Origin of the sequence: Collinsella sp. LCP19S3_C9 (assembly GCF_052121575.1) — a bacterium.
Taxonomy (GTDB): Bacteria; Actinomycetota; Coriobacteriia; order Coriobacteriales; family Coriobacteriaceae; genus Collinsella.
Window position 1 is genome coordinate 104,553 of the sequence record NZ_JBQKDZ010000002.1, and the last position, 16,752, is coordinate 121,304.

The window sequence follows — 16,752 nt, forward strand, 5'->3', positions numbered from 1 at the left end:
GGCTGTCCGGCCGGGCGACGCGGCACACCACGCGCAAGGGGCGTCCCCAACTGCCGGCAGAAAAGGAACGTCCCCAAGTGCCGAGCCGCAGCTATAGCAGCCCAAAGTGCTTTGCGGCGTTGTAAATTCCGTCGTCGTCCACGGCGGTCGTCACGTAGCTCGCCGCAGCCTTTACCGTGTCTTGCGCGTTGCCCATGGCCACGCTCGTGCCCACGGCGGCAAACATCGACAGGTCGTTCTCGCCATCGCCAAAGGCGATCGCCTCGCTCGCGTCGATGCCCAGGCGCTCCAGCGTCGCCGCCACACCCAGGTCCTTGCCGCCGTTGGCCGGAATAATGTCGCAGAACAGGTCGCACCAGCGCGTGGTGAGCGAATGCGACACGGCATCGGTCACGATATGCTCGTCGGCAGGATCCACAAAGGCGCAAAACTGGTAAACCGGCGCATCGAAGGCGTGCTCAAACGGCTCCTCGTGGTAGACGATTCCCGCGTTGTTGCCGGCCGTCGCCACGCGCTCGGACAGGCGGTTCACAAACGAGTTCTCGCCCTGCATGCACAGTGAGTCATAGCGCCCCTCGGCCACCTGGTCCACAATCACCGCAACGTCGTCCGGATCAATCGGACAGCTGCGGTAGACGCCCTCGGCATCAAAGCAGTGCTGGCCCGAAAGCGTAATGTACGCATCCCAACCAAGATCGAACAGCCAATCGGGCATCTGGTAGGTCGGACGGCCCGTGGCGATCACGCACGCAATCCCCTGCTCGTGAAAGCTGTCGAGCACTTGCTGTGCCGACGCCGGAATCCGGTGCGTCTTAAAGCTCAGCAGCGTGCCGTCGATATCGAAAAACGCGGCTTTGATCATCCTCGTCTACTCCTCGCCCTCGAGCTTCTCGCTCGCCTCGAGCCACGCCATCTCCAGCTCGTCCATAGCGGCGTGAGCCTCGTCGATCTTTGCCTGCTGCTCGCCCAGCGCCGTGTAGTTGGTGGGGTCGACCTGAGCCATCGCGGCCTCGGCCTCCTCCACGCGAGCGCGCTGCGTCTCCATCTTGCGCTCGAGCGAGCTCACCTCGCGGCGGAGCTTCTGGCGCTCGGCATTGGAAAGGCCATTGGGCTGACCGCTCGCCTTGGGCTTTTCGGCCGCAGCTGCCGCGGCACCGGTGTCAAACGTGCCGGTCTTGGCGCTCGGCGCACCCACGGGCTCGCCCTCGGCGGTGGCATTGCACAGGCGCAGGTACTGGTCGACACCGCCGGGCATATGCGTCAGGTGGCCGTCGAGCAGCGCCCACTGCTGGTCGGTCACGCGCTCCATCAAAAAGCGGTCATGCGTTACCAGAATCAACGTGCCGGGCCAACCATCGAGCAGGTCCTCGACAATCGCCAGCATGTCGGTATCCAGGTCGTTGCCGGGCTCGTCCAGGATGAGCACATTGGGCTCGTCCAGAATCGTCAGCAGCAGCGACAGGCGACGGCGCTGTCCGCCCGAAAGATCGCCGATACGGCTCCAGAGCTGCTGGGTCGTAAAGCCCAGACGCTCGCAGAGCTTCTCGGGCGAGGTCTCCTTGCCATCGATAACGTAGTACTTCTTGTAGTTGCTGAGCACCTCGCGGATCGTGTCGCCCATGTAGGGCTCGAGCTCCTCGAGCTGCTGCGACAGCACGCCAAAGCGCACCGTCTGGCCAATCTTCACGCGGCCGCGCAGGGGCGCGATCTTGCCCTGAATCACATCGAGCAGTGTGGACTTGCCGACGCCGTTCTCGCCCAAAAGACCATAGCGGTCGCCCGCACCAATGAGCCAGGTCACGTCGGAGAGCACCTGCTTGGGCGCGCCGTCGGTATCGGCATAGCCAGCGTCCACGTCGACCACGTCGATAACCTGCTTGCCCAGGCGACTCACCGCCAGGCGCTTGAGCTCCAGCTCGTCGCGCACGGGCGGCACGTCGGCGATGAGCTCGCGAGCGGCCTCCACACGAAACTTGGGCTTGGTGGAGCGCGCCTGTGCGCCGCGGCTCAGCCACGCGAGCTCCTTGCGCGCCATGTTGCGACGGCGCTCCTCGGTAACGGCGGCCAAGCGGTCGCGCTCTACGCGCTGAAGGATATATGCGGAGTAGCCGCCCTCGAAGGGATCGACCTGGCCGTCGTGGACCTCCCACATGCTGGTGCAGACCTCGTCCAAGAACCAACGGTCGTGCGTGACCACGAGCATGGCGCCCTGGCCGCGCTGCCAGCGGGCCTTTAAGTGGCGCGCGAGCCAGTTGATGGTGCGCATGTCCAGGTGGTTGGTGGGCTCGTCGAGCATGAGCACATCGTAGTCGCCGATCAGCAGGCGCGCGAGGTCCACGCGGCGGCGCTGACCGCCCGAAAGCTCGCCCACCGTGCCCTCCCAGGGCACATCGCTAATAAGGCCGGCCAGGATCTGGCGCGTACGCGGGCTCGACGCCCATTCGTACTCGGGCGTGTCGCCGACGACGGCATGATGCACGGTGTCGGTATCGACCAGGTTGTCCTTTTGGCCGAGCAAACCAATCGTCGTGTCGCGTCGATGCGTCACGCGGCCGTCGTCGGGCTCCAGCACGCCAGCGAGCACACTCAGCAGCGTCGACTTGCCGTCGCCGTTTTTACCGACGATGCCAATGCGGTCGCCCTCGTCCACGCCGAGCGTCACGCTATCGAAAATATGCTTGGTGGGAAACTCTAGGCTGATGGAATCGCATCCCAAAAGAATCGCCATATGCCCTGCTCCTTCGTAGAAATTTAACGTTGTCCATGATAGCAGCGAGCCCCACCCCAAACCACCACGAAGGTGCCTGTCCCCTTTGTGGTGGTCGTTTCGGTCGCAGAGCAAAAAGGCGGGCCATCTCCCGCAAGAGATGACCCGCCTCTCCAATCAGTCCCGCGGCAACCATGGCCGCCGCGGGCCTCAAGCATGTCCCGGACTAGGAGAACATGCCGGTGAGGTAATCATTCAGCCGCTTATCCTTGGGCCGTTGGAAAATCTCGTCGGTCTCGTCGTACTCGACCATATCGCCCATGTAGAAAAACGCCGTGCGGTTGGACACGCGCGACGCCTGCTCCATGTTGTGCGTCACGATGACGATGGCGCGATCGGCAACAATCGATGACATCAGGTCCTCGATTGCCAGCGTCGAGATGGGGTCGAGCGCCGAGCAGGGCTCGTCAAACAGAATCACATAGGGATTGAGCGCCAGCGTGCGCGCAATGCACAGGCGTTGCTGCTGGCCGCCCGAAAGCGCGAAGGCGCTCTTGTCGAGCTTGTCCTTGACCTCGTCCCACAGCGCCGCGCCGCGCAGGCTTTCCTCGACCATGCGATCGAGCTCGTCGCGGTCAGTAATGCCGTGGCGTTTGGGCGCAAACGTGATGTTGTCGCGAATGGACTTGCGAAAGGGGTTGGGCTGCTGGAACACCATGCCAATGGAGCGACGCAGCTCGTAGGTGTTCTCGGTCTTGGTGTTCACGTTGCGCCCGCGGTAGTTGATCTCGCCCTCCACGCGGCAGCCGCGAATCTCGCGATTCATAAGGTTGAGGCTGCGCAAAAAGGTCGACTTACCGCAGCCCGAAGGCCCGATGAGCGCCGTGATCTCGCCCTTGTGAAAGTCGAGCGACGTATCGTGCAGCGCATGGTGGTCGCCATAGTACACGTTGACGTCCTTGGTGGAAAGCACGACCTCATCGCTCACGGCTTTGCCGCTTACGCGCACGCGCTTCTCGCTCTCCCCCACGCTCGACAAAAAGTCCTGGGTCTCGGACGCGGCCACCTCGGTTGCGGGCGTTTCATTTATCTCGCTCATTCGGCCGTCATCCTCCTTGCCAGTTGCTTGCCCACGATACGGGCGACTACGTTAAACAGCAGCACGCAGATCATCAGCAGTGCCGCGGTGCCCCAAACAATCTGCTGGGCCTCGGGGCTGCCCTCGCCGTAAATCTTATAGATGTGCACGGCGAGCGACTCACCGGGGCGGAACACGTTCCAGGCGCAAGTGGGACTCGACAGGTTAAAGCTCAAGAAGTTCAGGCGAACCGGCGAGCTCATGCCCGAGGTAAAGAGCAGCGCCGCGGCCTCGCCAAACACGCGGCCGGCCGAAAGCACGATACCGGTCACGATGGCGGGCATGGCCTCGGGGATCAGGATGTGCAGCGTGGCCTCCCAGCGGGTGAGGCCCATGGCCAGGCACGCATCGCGCTGGGCCTGCGGCACGTCCTCGAGCGCCTGCTGGATCACGCGCACCAGGATGGGGATGTTGAACATGGTGAGCGCGACGGCGCCGGAGATGATGGAGTACTTCCAGCCCAGCTGCACCGAGAAGACCAGAAAGCCGAACATGCCGACGACGATGGAAGGCAGCGAGGACAGCGTCTCGATGGCGGTGGAGGCGATGTCGCGGATGGGGCCGTCCGGCGCGTACTCAACCAGGAAGACCGCGCCGCCCAAGCTGATGGGCACCGAGATACTTAAGGTGATCAGCAGCAGATAGAACGAGTCGAACAGCTGGTAGAGCACGCCGCCCTCGGTTCCGTTGGCGCGCGCGGGCTGCGTGAGAAATCCCGGCTGGAACAGCGTCGAGATGCCCTCGAACAGAATATAGGCCACCATGGAGACGACGATGAGCATGACGAAGGCGACGATTGCCGTCAGCACGCCCGTGGCGATGCGGTCCTGCTTTTGGACGCGCCTGAGTCTCGCCTCGTCGATATGAATGCGCGTGCTAGCCACGAGCCTTCGCCCCCTTGCGGCCGATAAGGTGGATGATCAGGATAAAGATGAGGCTCATGCCCATCAGCAGCAGACCGAGCGCCCACAGGACATCGTCTTGGGCCGAGCCCTCGGCATAGACCGCCATGGACGTGGTGAGCGTGGTGGTGATGGTGGACGCCGGCGACAGCAGCGACGTCGGCATGGCCTCGATGCCGCCGATAACCATGCGCACGGCGAGCGTCTCGCCAAAGGCGCGGGTCATGCCAAGGATGACCGCGGTCATGAGCGACGGCATGGCGGATTTGAGTACCACGTGCCAGATGGTCTGCCAGCGGGTGTAGCCCAGCGCGAGCGAACCCTGACGGTAGCTATCGGGCACGGCACGCAGGCCATCGACCGAAAGGGTGGTCATCGTCGGCAAGATCATGACGGCCAGCACAATGGCGCCGGGCAAGATGCCCAGGCCCGTGCTCACGTGGAAAACGCTCTTCATAAGACCGACGACCACGTGAAAGCCGACCAGACCAAAGACGACCGAGGGAATGCCGGTCAAAAGCTCAATAAGCGGCTGAAACACCTTGGAGCCAAACTTAGGGCTAATCTCGACCGCAAAGATGGCAGAGCCGATGGCGATGGGCAGCGCGATAAGCGTGGAGAGCACCATGACCGCAAACGAGGTGACGATCAGGGGCAGGGCGCCGGTATAGGGCAGGCCGTTTTCGGCCGTGTTGGCCAGGTCCCACTTGGTGCCGGTAAAGAACTCGACGACCGAAACGCCGTCCTTGAGAAAAGCCGAGAGGCCCTTTTGGGCGACCATAAAGATGAGCGCGGCAACGACAAGCGTCACGAGCGCTACGCACGCGCCCGTGACGCCCAGGCCCACGTTCTCAAGGTCGCGCTTTGGCAGCTGTTTTGCCATTGCAAACCTTTCCGGGGCGATTACTTATTTAGCGGAGACCTTGCCGCTGGCGTCCTTGACGACCTTCATGGCAGAGACAGGGATAAAGCCCTGTTCCTCGACGAGTTTGCCCTGGACGTCGTCGGAAAGCATGAACTCCAGGAAGGCCTTGGTGGCATCGTCGGCGTCCTTTGCGCAGTACATGTGCTCGGTCGCCCAGATCTTAAAGGAGTCGTCGGTGACGTTTGCGCTCTTGGGCTCCACGCCCTCGACCTTGATGGCGTTGAACTTGGAGTCGTCGAAGTGCGAGAAGTCGAGGTAGGAGATGGCGTTGTCGGTGCTGGCCATCTGAGTCTGGACGTCGCCGGACTTGTCGAGCTCGGCGTCGCCCTTAAAGTCGACGGCCTCGTCACCAAAGACGGCGGCCTCGAAGGTGGCGCGGGTGCCGGAGCCGGCCTTTCGGTTGAGGACGACGATGGTGGCGTCGTCGCCGCCGACCTCCTTCCAGTTGGTGATCTGGCCGGAGAAGATGCCCTTGAGCTGCTCGAGGGACAAGTCGTCGACCTTCACGTTCTTGGAGACGACGGGACCCATGCCCACGACGGCGACCTCGTGGTCGACGAGGTTCTTGACCTGGTCGGCCTCGAGCTTGGTCTCGGCGAAGACGTCGGAGTTACCGATGGTGACGGTACCGGCGGCAACGGCGGTCAGGCCCTTGCCCGAACCGTTGCCCGAGCCAGAGACGGAGACGTCCGGGTTGGCGTCCATGAACTTCTCGGCAGCGGCCTCGACGAGAGCCTGGAACGAGGAGGCGCCGTCGTAGGTCACCTCGCCGGAGACGGACTCGGCAGCGGCGCTGCCCTTGTCGGCGGCGTTGGAAGCGCCTGCGCCGCCGCAACCAACGAGGCCGAGGCCCACGAAGCTGGCAAGACCACCAGCGAGGCCGAGGAACTGACGACGAGAATAAGCCTGATCGAGCATGATCTTCCTTTCATACATGCGACTCGCGGGCACCCTGCCCGCTTTGCTGTTTGGAAAGATACGGCCTCGATCGGGCGGTGCCCGCGCCAACTGCGGATTCTTACGGGCATTTGATAGACCCTTACCGCAAGCGCGACTCGGCTTTACAGACGAATAACAAACCCGCCCCCAAGCATGGCCTGCCTTTTACACCAATAAAAACAAAGTTGCGGTGAAATAGTTCCTGCTTGGCCATCAAATGGACCATTCTAGGAACTATTCCATCGCAACTTAGATTAGGAAACCGCGAAACCTTAAAGCTCTAATTCATTCAAACGGAGGATCGCAACAATATAGATCTTGAGCGCCTGCTTGAGCTGTTCCTCGTTGGCGCACTCGTTGGGGCCGTGCATCTGGCCGCCCCATGCGGGCAGCTCCAGGCCGGTTTCCTCGGGGCCAAACGACACGGCGCGGGCAAAGTTGCGCGCGTACGTGCCGCCGCCCATGGCAAAGGGCTCGGCATGCTTGCCCGTAAACTCGTTATAGGTATCAATAAGCGCCTTCACGGCCGGATCGTCGGCGGACACCGAGAACGGCACCTTTGCACGACCCACACGGCACGTCACGCCAAAGCGGCCCACGAGCGGCTCGAGCTGCTCGCAGATGGTATCGGCGCTCGTGCTGTCGGGGAAACGTACGTCGATGACCTGCTCAATATGGCCATCCATCACACGGATAACACCGGGGTTGCACGTGAGCGGGCCAAACGCCGGGCTCGTCGCGTCGATACCCAGGCCGTGGCCATAGGCATCCGCATGTACAAAGGTCAGAAACTTGACAAACTCGTGCTCGGCGGGCGTCAGCAGGCGCTCGTCGCGTGCACCAAACGCGTCCTCGGCCTCGCGCAGATACGCCACTATGAGGCCGACGGCATTGATCGTTCCCTCGGGCATCGAAGCGTGACCGCCAATACCGTGGGCGAAAATCTGCGCATGCCCGTTATCGAGCGCCGTGATCTCCAGGCGGTCGGCGTTCTCAACGGGCGCCGGCAGCTCATCGGCGGCAATCGCGAGCTCGCAGATAGACTGCGACGGAATGGCGTTGCTCGCCTCGGCACCGCTCCACGATACGATGCGCCCGCCGTCGATCTTGGAGCTCACAAACGTCGCCCCAAACTGGCCCTTCTCGGCATTGCAGACCGGGAACTCGGCATCGGGCGTAAACAAAAAGTCGGGGTCTGCGTGGTTCTCCAGATAATGGTGAACGTCGGACATGCCCACTTCCTCATCGCAGCCCAGCAGCGCGCGGAAGGTATAGCGCGGCACAATGCCGTGCTTGATCAGGTAGGCACCGGCGTAGAGCGACAACACGGCCGGGCCCTTGTCGTCGATCACGCCACGACCGAGCAGCCAGCCCTCGCGGCGCTCCATCGCAAACGGGTCGGTGTTCCAACCGGGACCGGCGGGCACCACATCCACATGGCAGATGGTCGCAAGCTGCTTATCGCCGCGGCCGGGAATGTCGGCGATGCCCACATAGCCCTCGTCGTCGCTCGTCTGGTAGCCGAGCTTTTGCGCAATACCGAGCGCACAATCGAGCGCATCACGGACCGGGCGGCCAAACGGCGCACCGGGCTCCGCATGGGCAGCAACGGCCACGGACGGATAGCTCACCAGCTGCTCGATATCGGCAACGACATCTTCCCAGATCTCGTCGACATACTCGGTAACGCTCTGTTCCACCTGATTCATGGACGATCTCCTTACCAATGAGCGACGGCCACACCCGCCCCTCGCATAACGTCATTAGATGGCAAAAAGTTTAGCAAGCTCGGCCACCGAGTGCACCACTGCGTCGGCACCCGCCGCCTCGTGCTCGCCCGGCACCGCCGCGCCCGAATAGATGCCAATGCACGGCACGCCCATTGCGTGCGCGCCCTCCACATCGTTAAAGCGATCGCCGATCATCACGGCATCGTCCGCCGTCGCACCGAGCGCCGCCAGGGCATCGCGAACCGAATCGGCCTTGGTCTCGCGCCCCTGCGGCGGATTCATACCGACCACCGCCTCAAACTGCGAAAGCCCCAGCTCGCCCACCATGTCGATGCACTTTGCCTCCATGCGCGACGTCGCTACGGCCAAGTGATGCCCCTGGGCGGCCAGGCCATCGAGCAGTTCGGGAATTCCATCGAACACGGGGTACTCTTCCGGTCCCAGCTCATCAAAAAAGGCACGGTACTCGTCGGCCACCACAAGCGACTCCTCGCGCGAGAAGCCGTAAAAGTCGTGGAAGCTCTTCCACAACGGAGGCCCGATCATGCGGCGCAGGTCACCCATCTGCGCCTCAGAAAACCCGCGCGCAGCCAGCGTTTTACGCGTCGAGGTCATCACCGCCCGGCCCGTATCGGCCACCGTGCCGTCAAAATCAAACAGCACGACCGGCCGCTTGCATATCTCCAGCGCCTCCATCGACATCCCTCTTCCCCCAGTTGACGATTTCCACACCGACACTTCAAACTGTTGACTATTCAACAATTGAACCTAGCAATGTGGAGCGTCTCTACTTTACTTATCGCACTTTGCTCTCAGAAGGCGGCGCCGTCACGCCCCAACGAAAGGTGCAATTATGTCTTTTGCCATCATAACCGACTCCACGTCGGACATCTCCCCCGCCCGCGCCCAAGAGCTCGGCATTTACGTGATTCCACTTCATGTGATTATCGAAGGCGAAGACCTGCTCGACCAGGTGCAGGCCAGCTCACGCAGATGCTCAATATTCGCCTGGCCGTTTCGCCGGAGTGGAAATCGGGCGAGATCAAGGCGATCAAAAAGGGTCGTGGCGCCAAGCGCATCGTCGCCAACCAATCCCTATTCCACCGCAACTTAGAAGCAGTTCATTTGGGACGGGGCCAAAAAGACTGATATCAAACGTTTCAGACCAGTCTTTTTAGCCCCGTCCCATTTTACCTACCCTACATCAGCCCGCTCAGGACAACATCGACGGCCTCGTTGAGGTCATCGGTGATGTGGACGAGGTCTGGATCGAGTGGGCTGATCATGCCGGCATCCATCACCGGGCCGTTGAGCCAGTCGAACAGGCCCTGCCAGTATTCGCTGCCCACCAAAACAAGCGGCATGCGCTTGACCTTGTGCGTCTGCACCAGCGTGAGCACCTCAAACATCTCGTCGAGCGTACCAAAACCACCGGGAAACACGATGGCGCCCGAGCTGTATTTGACAAACATGGTCTTGCGCACAAAGAAGTAACGGAAGTCCATGCCGAGGTTCACGTATTTGTTGAGCCCATGCTCGTGCGGAAGCTCAATACCCAAGCCGACCGACTTGCCGTTGGCGCTCGCCGCTCCCCTGTTGGCCGCCTCCATAATGCCAGGACCACCGCCGGTGATAACCGCCACGCCGCGCTGCGCGATCTTGCGGCCGACCGTGCGCGCCGCCTTGTAGAGCGGATCGGTCTTGGGCGTGCGGGCACTGCCGAAGATGGTCACCGCGGGCCCGAGCTCGGCAAGCGCGCCGAAGCCATCGACAAACTCGGCCTGAATGCGCAGCACACGCCACGGGTCGGCGTGCAACCAGTCAGTCGAGTCCTCGGGCGCCAGCAGGTTGGCGTAGGTGTTGTCCTTAGGAATCATAGGGCCGCGCATAACCACGGGGCCGCGTCGGTACGTCTCGTCGTAGGCCGGCTCGCCCTCGACGTTCTCATTCTTAATCATGGGATACTCCTATCGAAAATAGAAACGGGCGGGGTCGACGCCATGCGTCAAACACCCGCCCGAACATCAACCATTCGGTATGGTGCCCACGATGCATCAAGCGCTTGCAAGGCATCGGTCAGAGGTCGTGCAACCGATGCCGACGCATGCGATGCCCGGCGCCGGCTACGCACGGTCGATTGGCACGTAGCCTCGACACCGCGCGAGCGCCCCCGCAAGCGCACCCGCAGCTCTTAGTAATCCACTGCCGCGGGGCTGTTCATCCAGTCGCTCACGAACGCACCGTAACGGCCCTCGATAATGGCCTGGCGGGCACGCTGCATAAGGTTGAGCAGGTAGTAGATGTTGTGCATCGAAAGCAAAATGCCGCCGAGCATCTCCTTCTGCGTGACCATGTGGCGAATGAGCGCACGGCTGTAGCCGCCCGTGCACACCGGGCAGGTACAGGTGGGATCGATGGGGCCGTCGTCGTGCGCAAAGCGGGCATTGCGGAAGTTAAGGCGACCCTCGCTCGAAAACGCCGTCCCCATGCGGCCGGTGCGCGTCGGCAGCACGCAGTCGAACATATCGATGCCCACGCCTACACCACGCACGAGCGTCGTCGGGTTGCCGACGCCCATCAGGTAGCGCGGCTTATGTTTGGGCATGTACTCGCTCGCGAGCGGTGCCAGCGTCTCAAACATGGTCTCGTGGTCCTCGCCCACCGAGTAGCCGCCAATGCCGTAACCGGGGAAGTCACCGCACTCCTCCAGATGGCGCAGCGAACGCAGGCGCAGGTCCAGATGCATGCCGCCCTGAACGATGCCAAAGAGCGCCTGGTCGTCGCGGGTATGAGCTTTATAGCAGCGCTCGGCCCACATGCTCGACAGCTCAACGGCGCGCTCAACGTAGGCGCGCGTGGCGGGATAGCCCGGGCACTGGTCGAGCTGCATGCAGATGTCGGAGCCAAGCTTCATGGCGATTTCCATGTTATCCTCGGGCGTCCAGAACACGTGGCGGCCGTCGTAGTCGTTGACAATAAAGCGCACGCCCTCGTCGGTGAGCTTGACGGCGTCGTTGTGGCTGAACACCTGGAAACCGCCGGAATCAGTGAGGATGGGGCCATGCCAGTTCATAAACTTGTGCAGGCCACCCAACTCGGCGATGGTATCCTCGCCGGGACGCATGGACAGGTGATAGGTATTGGCGAGCACGATCTGGGCACCGAGCTGCTTGACGGTCTCGGTAGGAATGCCCTTGACGTTTGCCTTGGTGCCCACGGGCATAAAGATCGGCGTCTCGATGTCGCCGTGCGGAGTGTGCAGCACGCCGGCGCGCGCATGAGTCGTCGGATCCTCGGCGATCAGGTCGAATTTAAATAGGCTCTGGTCCATAAACTGGAACTCCTTGGTTGCGGTTCATACGCAAACCATTATAAAGACCGCGGCAGGCGAACGGCATAACGTCTTTCGGAGAAGGGAATGTCAAGCGCAAACTGAATAGAGCGGCCAAATTTTTGCTATCCAAGCGAACCATCGAACACGTTTTGAAACTTTGCTGCGGCGCGCGGGATGCCGGCGCGAGACTTTATCATAGGGTGACAATCAACGATGAGGAGCACATGCCTATGACAGACGAGCTGGACCCCCAGACTCAGCAGCATATTGATGATTCCGCAGACGCCGTCGACGACTGCAGCACTCCTACCTGCGTCGCCGCCTCCGTCGATGCATCCGCCGAAGATGCGCACGCCGGTGCGGATAAGGCAACAGACACAGGCGATACTGTCGAGCATGACGAAGGCGAGCAACCGGAGTCGAACGACGCCGAGCCCGACACGGACCCCGCGTCACAGGCGGCAGGCCCCATCGAGGTATCTTCGGAAGAAGAGCTCGATGCCGTCATGGACTCCATGATGGATGCCGTCAAAGCAATGAAAGACGCCGTGGCCGACGCCGATGTGGACGCCGAAGAAGAGAAGGCCGCCGAGGCCGCATCGACCTTCGTGCCTGGCGAGACCCCCGTTGCCGACCAAGGCAGCACCGTACCTTCGTTCTTACAGCTCGAGCACCCTACAATTGGCGCAGATGCAGTTGACCCGCACACTGCCGGATTTTCCGTGATCGAGGGTGGCACCGGCAATATCGCCACGTCGCAGGCGCCCGATGCGGGTACGGCCGACGCCGGTCACCCGACCGCTCCACACGCCCCTGCAGCCAGCCGCGATCTGGGAACCGCCGTCTCAAATACAGCAAACGCCGTAGGCACTTTTATCGCCCAGGGCGCCTCTGCCATGCGCGAGATGAACGCCGCAAAGAAGGCGCTCGCGGACGCTCGTGCCCACCTGGCCGAACTTGATCAGCGCATCGCCGATCAAGGCGAGGAGCTCGAGACGCGCCAGGATATCGCAGGCCGCTACGACCAAATCGTCGCAGAGCAGCGCCACGCTATCGACACGGCACAAAAGACCATTGCGGCGGCAGAAATCGGCCGCGATACCCATGCCGCCAAGACAACAGAGCTCAAAGCGCAGCTCGAACAAATAAAAGAAGAGGACGGCGCCACCGAGCGGCGTCTCAAAGCCGCACTCGATGCCGTCGAAGCGCGCGAAGCCAGCTCGCGCGAGACCGGTAACCGCCTCGTACGACGTCTCGAGGATTCCAAGCGCATCCGCGACAAGGTACAGGCCGAGCGCGACGCCGGCGTTGCCGCAGCGCAGCAAACCATCGACGCCACGCGTGCTCAACTCGAAACGTTGCGCCGTGAGTATGCCGAGCTGCAACGCAATCCCTCGGCAAATCCCGCCAACTATACGGTGCGCACTAGCGAGCTTTCGATGCAGATCTCCGACACGGCTGATGCCCTGCGTAAAGCCGAGGAGGATGTCCCGCGCATCACCGCCGATCTTGAGCACTCGCTCGCAGCTGCCGAGCACGCCGTCGAGCAGGCGCAAGCCCCCATCGCCGACGCCAAGCGCGCCCATCAGGCCGTGACGGCCGAGGCCGATGCCGCGCGCGACGAGCTGCAGACCGCAAAGGCGGCCGCTGCAACGCGCCAGCGCGAATTACGCGAGAAGATCGTCACCGAGGACAAAGCGCGTCAAGAGCAAGAGCAGGCTATCGCCAATGCCCAGGCGGACGTCGCGCATGCGCAGTCGATCATCGAGCAGGCGACCGAGGTGCACAACCATCCCGAGATCACCGAATCGCTCGCGGGCTCCCTGGCTCGCGATAAGGACGAGCGCGCCGAAACCGAGCGCGAAGTGGCTCAGCTCGAAGCCGCCGAGAACGACGTGCGCGAGCGCACCCGCGACTCACGCGTCAAATTCACCGGCGCAATCGTCTGCATTGTCGCTGTAATCCTCGTGATCGTCCTAATCTGGCTGTTTGCGAGCAAGTAAACCAGCTGCCAAAAAACACTCACCGCAACGTTTTGATTGGCGCAAAGGGGCCAGGCTACTTTGCACCAACTTGGTGCATATAAAGCAGTCCCCATTGCACCAACAACGTTTGCCCAGATAAAACCTGCCAAAATAAACCTGTCCCTTTTTGGCAGGTTGAACCACGGCAACGCCAATGTTTTGGCGAAGTCAGCGAAAACCCGCCAGAACGGCAATCTCTTGACAACCAAAGAAATGCCGATGTTTTGGCAGCGACAGCGAGCGGGTCGCATTTGAGGCAAGGTGACGTGAAACGAAAGGGCGCTGACCTTCTGGTCGCGCCCTTGAAGTTGAACGTCAGATTGTCCAAATGCGGCCCGCGCAGCGTCGAGCAGTTACGCGGTTCGTAGAACCGCGTAACTAACAAATGAGCATGGCGTCGCCAAAGCTGAAGAAGCGGTAGCGCTGCTCGATAGCGGCGGCATAGGCATCCATGATCTGATCGCGGGTGGCAAGTGCGCTCACGAGCATCATGAGTGTGGAGCGCGGAACATGGAAGTTAGTGATCAGCGCGTCGACCACGTGATAGGTCGAGCCGGGCATGAGGTAGAGCTGCGTCGTCGCGTTCTCGCGCGCCACGATGTCACCACGGCCGAGCGTGTCGGCCCCGTCCTCACGGCCCTCAAAATAGCGCGCCGTCACAGCCGGATCGGACACCGGCGCGTCCGCGTCAAACGCACTCTCGAGCGAGCGGACTGCGGTGGTACCGACAGCAATCACGCGATGCCCCTCGGCCTTAGCCTTATGCACGGCGTCGACAACCTCCTGCGACACGTGATAGCGCTCGGTGTGCATCACGTGCTGCGTGGGGTCGTCCTCCTCCACCAGACGGAAGGTATCGATGCCCACCTCGAGCTCGACAGCGGCAAACTTCGCACCCTTGGCCTCGATAGCCGCCATGAGCTCGGGAGTAAAGTGCAGGCCCGCCGTGGGAGCGGCAGCTGAGTGCTCCTCCTTCATGGCGTAAACGGTCTGGTACTTCTCGGGATCGCCCTCGTAATCGGTAATGTAGGGCGGCAGCGGCACGTGGCCGGCAGCATGGATGGCCTCGTCGAGCGTGCGCGGGTCGCCGGCGGCATTGCAACCGGCTGGCTCAAAACGCACCAGGCGGCCGCCGCGGCTATCGGTGACAAAGTCGACGACCTCGGCCGTCAGCACCACGGGCGCGCCCTCGGGCGCATGGGCGCCACCGGCGCGATACTCAATCTGAGCGCCGGGCTTTAGGCGCTTGCCCGGCTTGACCAAGCACTCCCAAACGTGACCCAGCGGATCCACGTCCTCGCGGCGCTTGAGCAGCAGTGTTTCGACCACGCCGCCCGAGCCGGCCTTGCGACCGATAAGGCGGGCCGGCATCACGCGCGTCTGGTTGATGACGAGCACGTCGCCCGGCTCGATATAGTCGATGATGTCGCGGAAGATGCGGTGCTCGACGGTGCCGCCATGCTCCAGCGGCGTTCCCGCCTGGGAGCCCTTGCGGTCAACCACCAGCAGGCGGCAGGAGTCGCGCGGCTCGGCAGGAGCCTGGGCAATCAGTTCCTCAGGAAGGTTGTAGTCAAAATCATCGGTACGCATAGACACGTCGAATACTCCTTATATAGCTAAAATCCGCTCTACATCCTAGCAGGCTGCCAGCCCAAAAGGACTACTTTTTGGCGGCTTTGCGCTCGTCGCGGATGCGGGCGCGGTCCATGGCCGCCTCGACGGCCGAGAATCGGCAGCCGCAATAGTTCTGCCGATACATGCCCAGCTCGCGCGAACGGCGTGTCGCCTCGGGATAATACGGGCGAAAATCGCGAATCACCGGGGTGAGACCATGTGCCGCCGCCAAGCGCTCCAACACATCGTTGCAGGTGTCGAACAACTGATACGGCGAGACGGCGAGCGTCGTACCCACAAACTCAAACCCGCACTCCTGGGCCACACGGCATGCCTCGGCCAGGCGCAGGGCATAGCACGCACGACAGCGACGGGGTCGATCGGCGCCCAGCGGGGCCACGCCGGCCTCCCAGCGCTCGCGGTCCTCCCCCGCCTCGATGAGCTCGATGTCGCCATCGGCACACCACCGGCGCAGCTCGTCCAAACGCCGCTGCCATTCATCGCGCGGCTGAATATTGGGGTTGGTCCAGCAAATCGTGGGCTCAAACCCCTCCTCACGCAGCAGACGAACCGGCTCAAGCGAGCACGGCGCACAGCACGCATGCAGCAGCAGCGGCTTCATGGACATCTCCTCCCAATCTTTGCCCAGGGTAGTCTTTTTGGGACGGGGCTATTTTGACTACTTTTGACGTAAAGCAGTCAAAAATACCCATCTCCAAAAAGTAGTCAAAATAGCCCCGTCCCAAAAAGACTACTGACCAAAAAAGCGCACGCCAAAGGACGTGTCCTCGCAGGCGACAATGCGGCGGTCGCGCAAAATGGTCCGCACGTAATACCAGTCGCCCACACAGCCCGACAAGTGCAAGCCGGCTGCCAGGTAGCACAGCAGCGGATAGCCCGAAAACGCAAACCCCAGGGCAAATGCTGTCGTCACGACAACCGTCGGCGCCAGACAAACTGCCACGTACCGCCGGCGCGAATACACCACGCCCTCGGCGCAGGCGTAAATCATGCACGTCTCGAGGTTCGCCCCAAAGGTCACCTGCGCGCCCGCAGGAGCCAGCAGCTTAAAGAACACCCCGTGCACCAACTCGTGCGCGGCAAATGACGCCGCCGAAACCGCAGCCAAGCCGACTATCCAGCCCAAGACAGCCGTCCAGCCACCCGCGTCAGCCGCATCCAAGTCCGCGGGCCCACCCAGCAGCATAAACACCGGCACCAGGCACACGGCAAACGCGCCAAGCACGGCCATCCCCCACACAAAGCAAGCGTGCAGGAAATCCTCGTCTTCAAACGCATGTATGTTGGAAATCTCATTCATAGCATCTTAGGATAGCGCCCCTGCCACGTACCCGTCCGCATGTGCGATAATGTCGAACGATATGCACGAATTGACCACCGCGTCGCCAGGCCTTGCGCCCGGCTGCGCTCTCACCATA

At 62.1% G+C, this 16,752-nt stretch carries 15 protein-coding genes and 1 pseudogene; 3 read left to right on the top strand and 13 right to left on the bottom strand.

The features are described from left to right. Positions 1-91 precede the first annotated feature (91 nt). From ACTQXI_RS01465 to ACTQXI_RS01500, 8 genes are all read right to left on the bottom strand, one after another. Positions 92-862: a Cof-type HAD-IIB family hydrolase gene (locus tag ACTQXI_RS01465; RefSeq protein ID WP_441548180.1), complete on the bottom strand. Its 771-nt coding sequence runs from the start codon at positions 860-862 to the stop codon at positions 92-94. A 6-nt stretch (positions 863-868) separates the two neighbouring features. Further along, on the bottom strand, positions 869-2,728 hold the full coding sequence (locus ACTQXI_RS01470; RefSeq protein WP_441548181.1) for an ABC-F family ATP-binding cassette domain-containing protein: 1,860 nt from the start codon (positions 2,726-2,728) through the stop codon (positions 869-871). 205 nt (positions 2,729-2,933) lie between these two features. After that, on the bottom strand, positions 2,934-3,806 hold the full coding sequence (gene pstB, locus ACTQXI_RS01475; protein ID WP_441548182.1) for a phosphate ABC transporter ATP-binding protein PstB: 873 nt from the start codon (positions 3,804-3,806) through the stop codon (positions 2,934-2,936). Beyond that, complete coding sequence (gene pstA / locus ACTQXI_RS01480) at positions 3,803-4,729, bottom strand: phosphate ABC transporter permease PstA (RefSeq protein WP_441537111.1); 927 nt, start codon at positions 4,727-4,729, stop codon at positions 3,803-3,805. Before pstA ends, pstB begins: the two co-directional genes overlap by 4 nt. Next, positions 4,722-5,630, bottom strand: coding sequence for a phosphate ABC transporter permease subunit PstC (pstC, locus tag ACTQXI_RS01485; protein WP_427719566.1), 909 nt, complete (start codon positions 5,628-5,630; stop codon positions 4,722-4,724). The genes pstA and pstC overlap by 8 nt, the downstream gene beginning before the upstream one ends. 24 nt (positions 5,631-5,654) lie before the next feature. Beyond that, positions 5,655-6,608 (bottom strand): phosphate ABC transporter substrate-binding protein, encoded by a 954-nt coding sequence (locus tag ACTQXI_RS01490; RefSeq protein ID WP_229770638.1) that lies wholly within the window; start codon positions 6,606-6,608, stop codon positions 5,655-5,657. Positions 6,609-6,883: 275 nt separating this feature from the next. Beyond that, the gene (locus ACTQXI_RS01495; protein ID WP_427719569.1) at positions 6,884-8,320 is read right to left on the bottom strand and encodes a M20 family metallopeptidase; all 1,437 of its coding nucleotides are present in this window, start codon (positions 8,318-8,320) and stop codon (positions 6,884-6,886) included. A 54-nt stretch (positions 8,321-8,374) separates the two neighbouring features. Continuing rightward, entirely contained in the window at positions 8,375-9,043 is a 669-nt protein-coding gene (locus ACTQXI_RS01500; RefSeq protein WP_441548183.1) for an HAD hydrolase-like protein, read from the bottom strand. A gap of 151 nt (positions 9,044-9,194) precedes the next feature. Between ACTQXI_RS01500 and ACTQXI_RS01505 the strand changes: the two are divergent. Next, positions 9,195-9,320, top strand: a pseudogene (locus ACTQXI_RS01505) (DegV family protein); the annotation flags it as partial. Positions 9,321-9,334: 14 nt separating this feature from the next. Next, the gene (locus ACTQXI_RS01510; protein ID WP_441547602.1) at positions 9,335-9,490 is read left to right on the top strand and encodes a hypothetical protein; all 156 of its coding nucleotides are present in this window, start codon (positions 9,335-9,337) and stop codon (positions 9,488-9,490) included. 50 nt (positions 9,491-9,540) lie between these two features. Here the strand turns inward: ACTQXI_RS01510 and ACTQXI_RS01515 are convergent, their stop codons facing one another. Both ACTQXI_RS01515 and tgt read right to left on the bottom strand, forming a co-directional pair. Beyond that, positions 9,541-10,299, bottom strand: a complete 759-nt coding sequence (locus tag ACTQXI_RS01515; protein ID WP_441548184.1) for a TIGR00730 family Rossman fold protein — start codon at positions 10,297-10,299, stop codon at positions 9,541-9,543. A 233-nt stretch (positions 10,300-10,532) separates the two neighbouring features. Further along, positions 10,533-11,672: a tRNA guanosine(34) transglycosylase Tgt gene (gene tgt / locus ACTQXI_RS01520; RefSeq protein ID WP_195622157.1), complete on the bottom strand. Its 1,140-nt coding sequence runs from the start codon at positions 11,670-11,672 to the stop codon at positions 10,533-10,535. A gap of 233 nt (positions 11,673-11,905) precedes the next feature. Here tgt and ACTQXI_RS01525 point away from each other — a divergent pair, with 233 nt between their 5' ends. Further along, positions 11,906-13,678, top strand: coding sequence for a hypothetical protein (locus tag ACTQXI_RS01525; protein ID WP_441548185.1), 1,773 nt, complete (start codon positions 11,906-11,908; stop codon positions 13,676-13,678). Between the two features lie 399 nt (positions 13,679-14,077). Here the strand turns inward: ACTQXI_RS01525 and queA are convergent, their stop codons facing one another. The 3 genes from queA to ACTQXI_RS01540 form a co-directional block, all read right to left on the bottom strand. Next, positions 14,078-15,289 carry a tRNA preQ1(34) S-adenosylmethionine ribosyltransferase-isomerase QueA gene (gene queA / locus ACTQXI_RS01530; RefSeq protein WP_441048327.1) on the bottom strand — a complete coding sequence of 404 codons (1,212 nt, stop codon included), beginning with the start codon at positions 15,287-15,289 and terminating at the stop codon, positions 14,078-14,080. A 70-nt stretch (positions 15,290-15,359) separates the two neighbouring features. Next, positions 15,360-15,935, bottom strand: coding sequence for an epoxyqueuosine reductase QueH (locus ACTQXI_RS01535; RefSeq protein WP_441048256.1), 576 nt, complete (start codon positions 15,933-15,935; stop codon positions 15,360-15,362). Between the two features lie 129 nt (positions 15,936-16,064). After that, a complete protein-coding gene (locus ACTQXI_RS01540; RefSeq protein WP_441548186.1) occupies positions 16,065-16,634 on the bottom strand; it encodes a DUF3267 domain-containing protein in 570 nt (189 codons plus the stop codon). Positions 16,635-16,752: the final 118 nt, after the last annotated feature.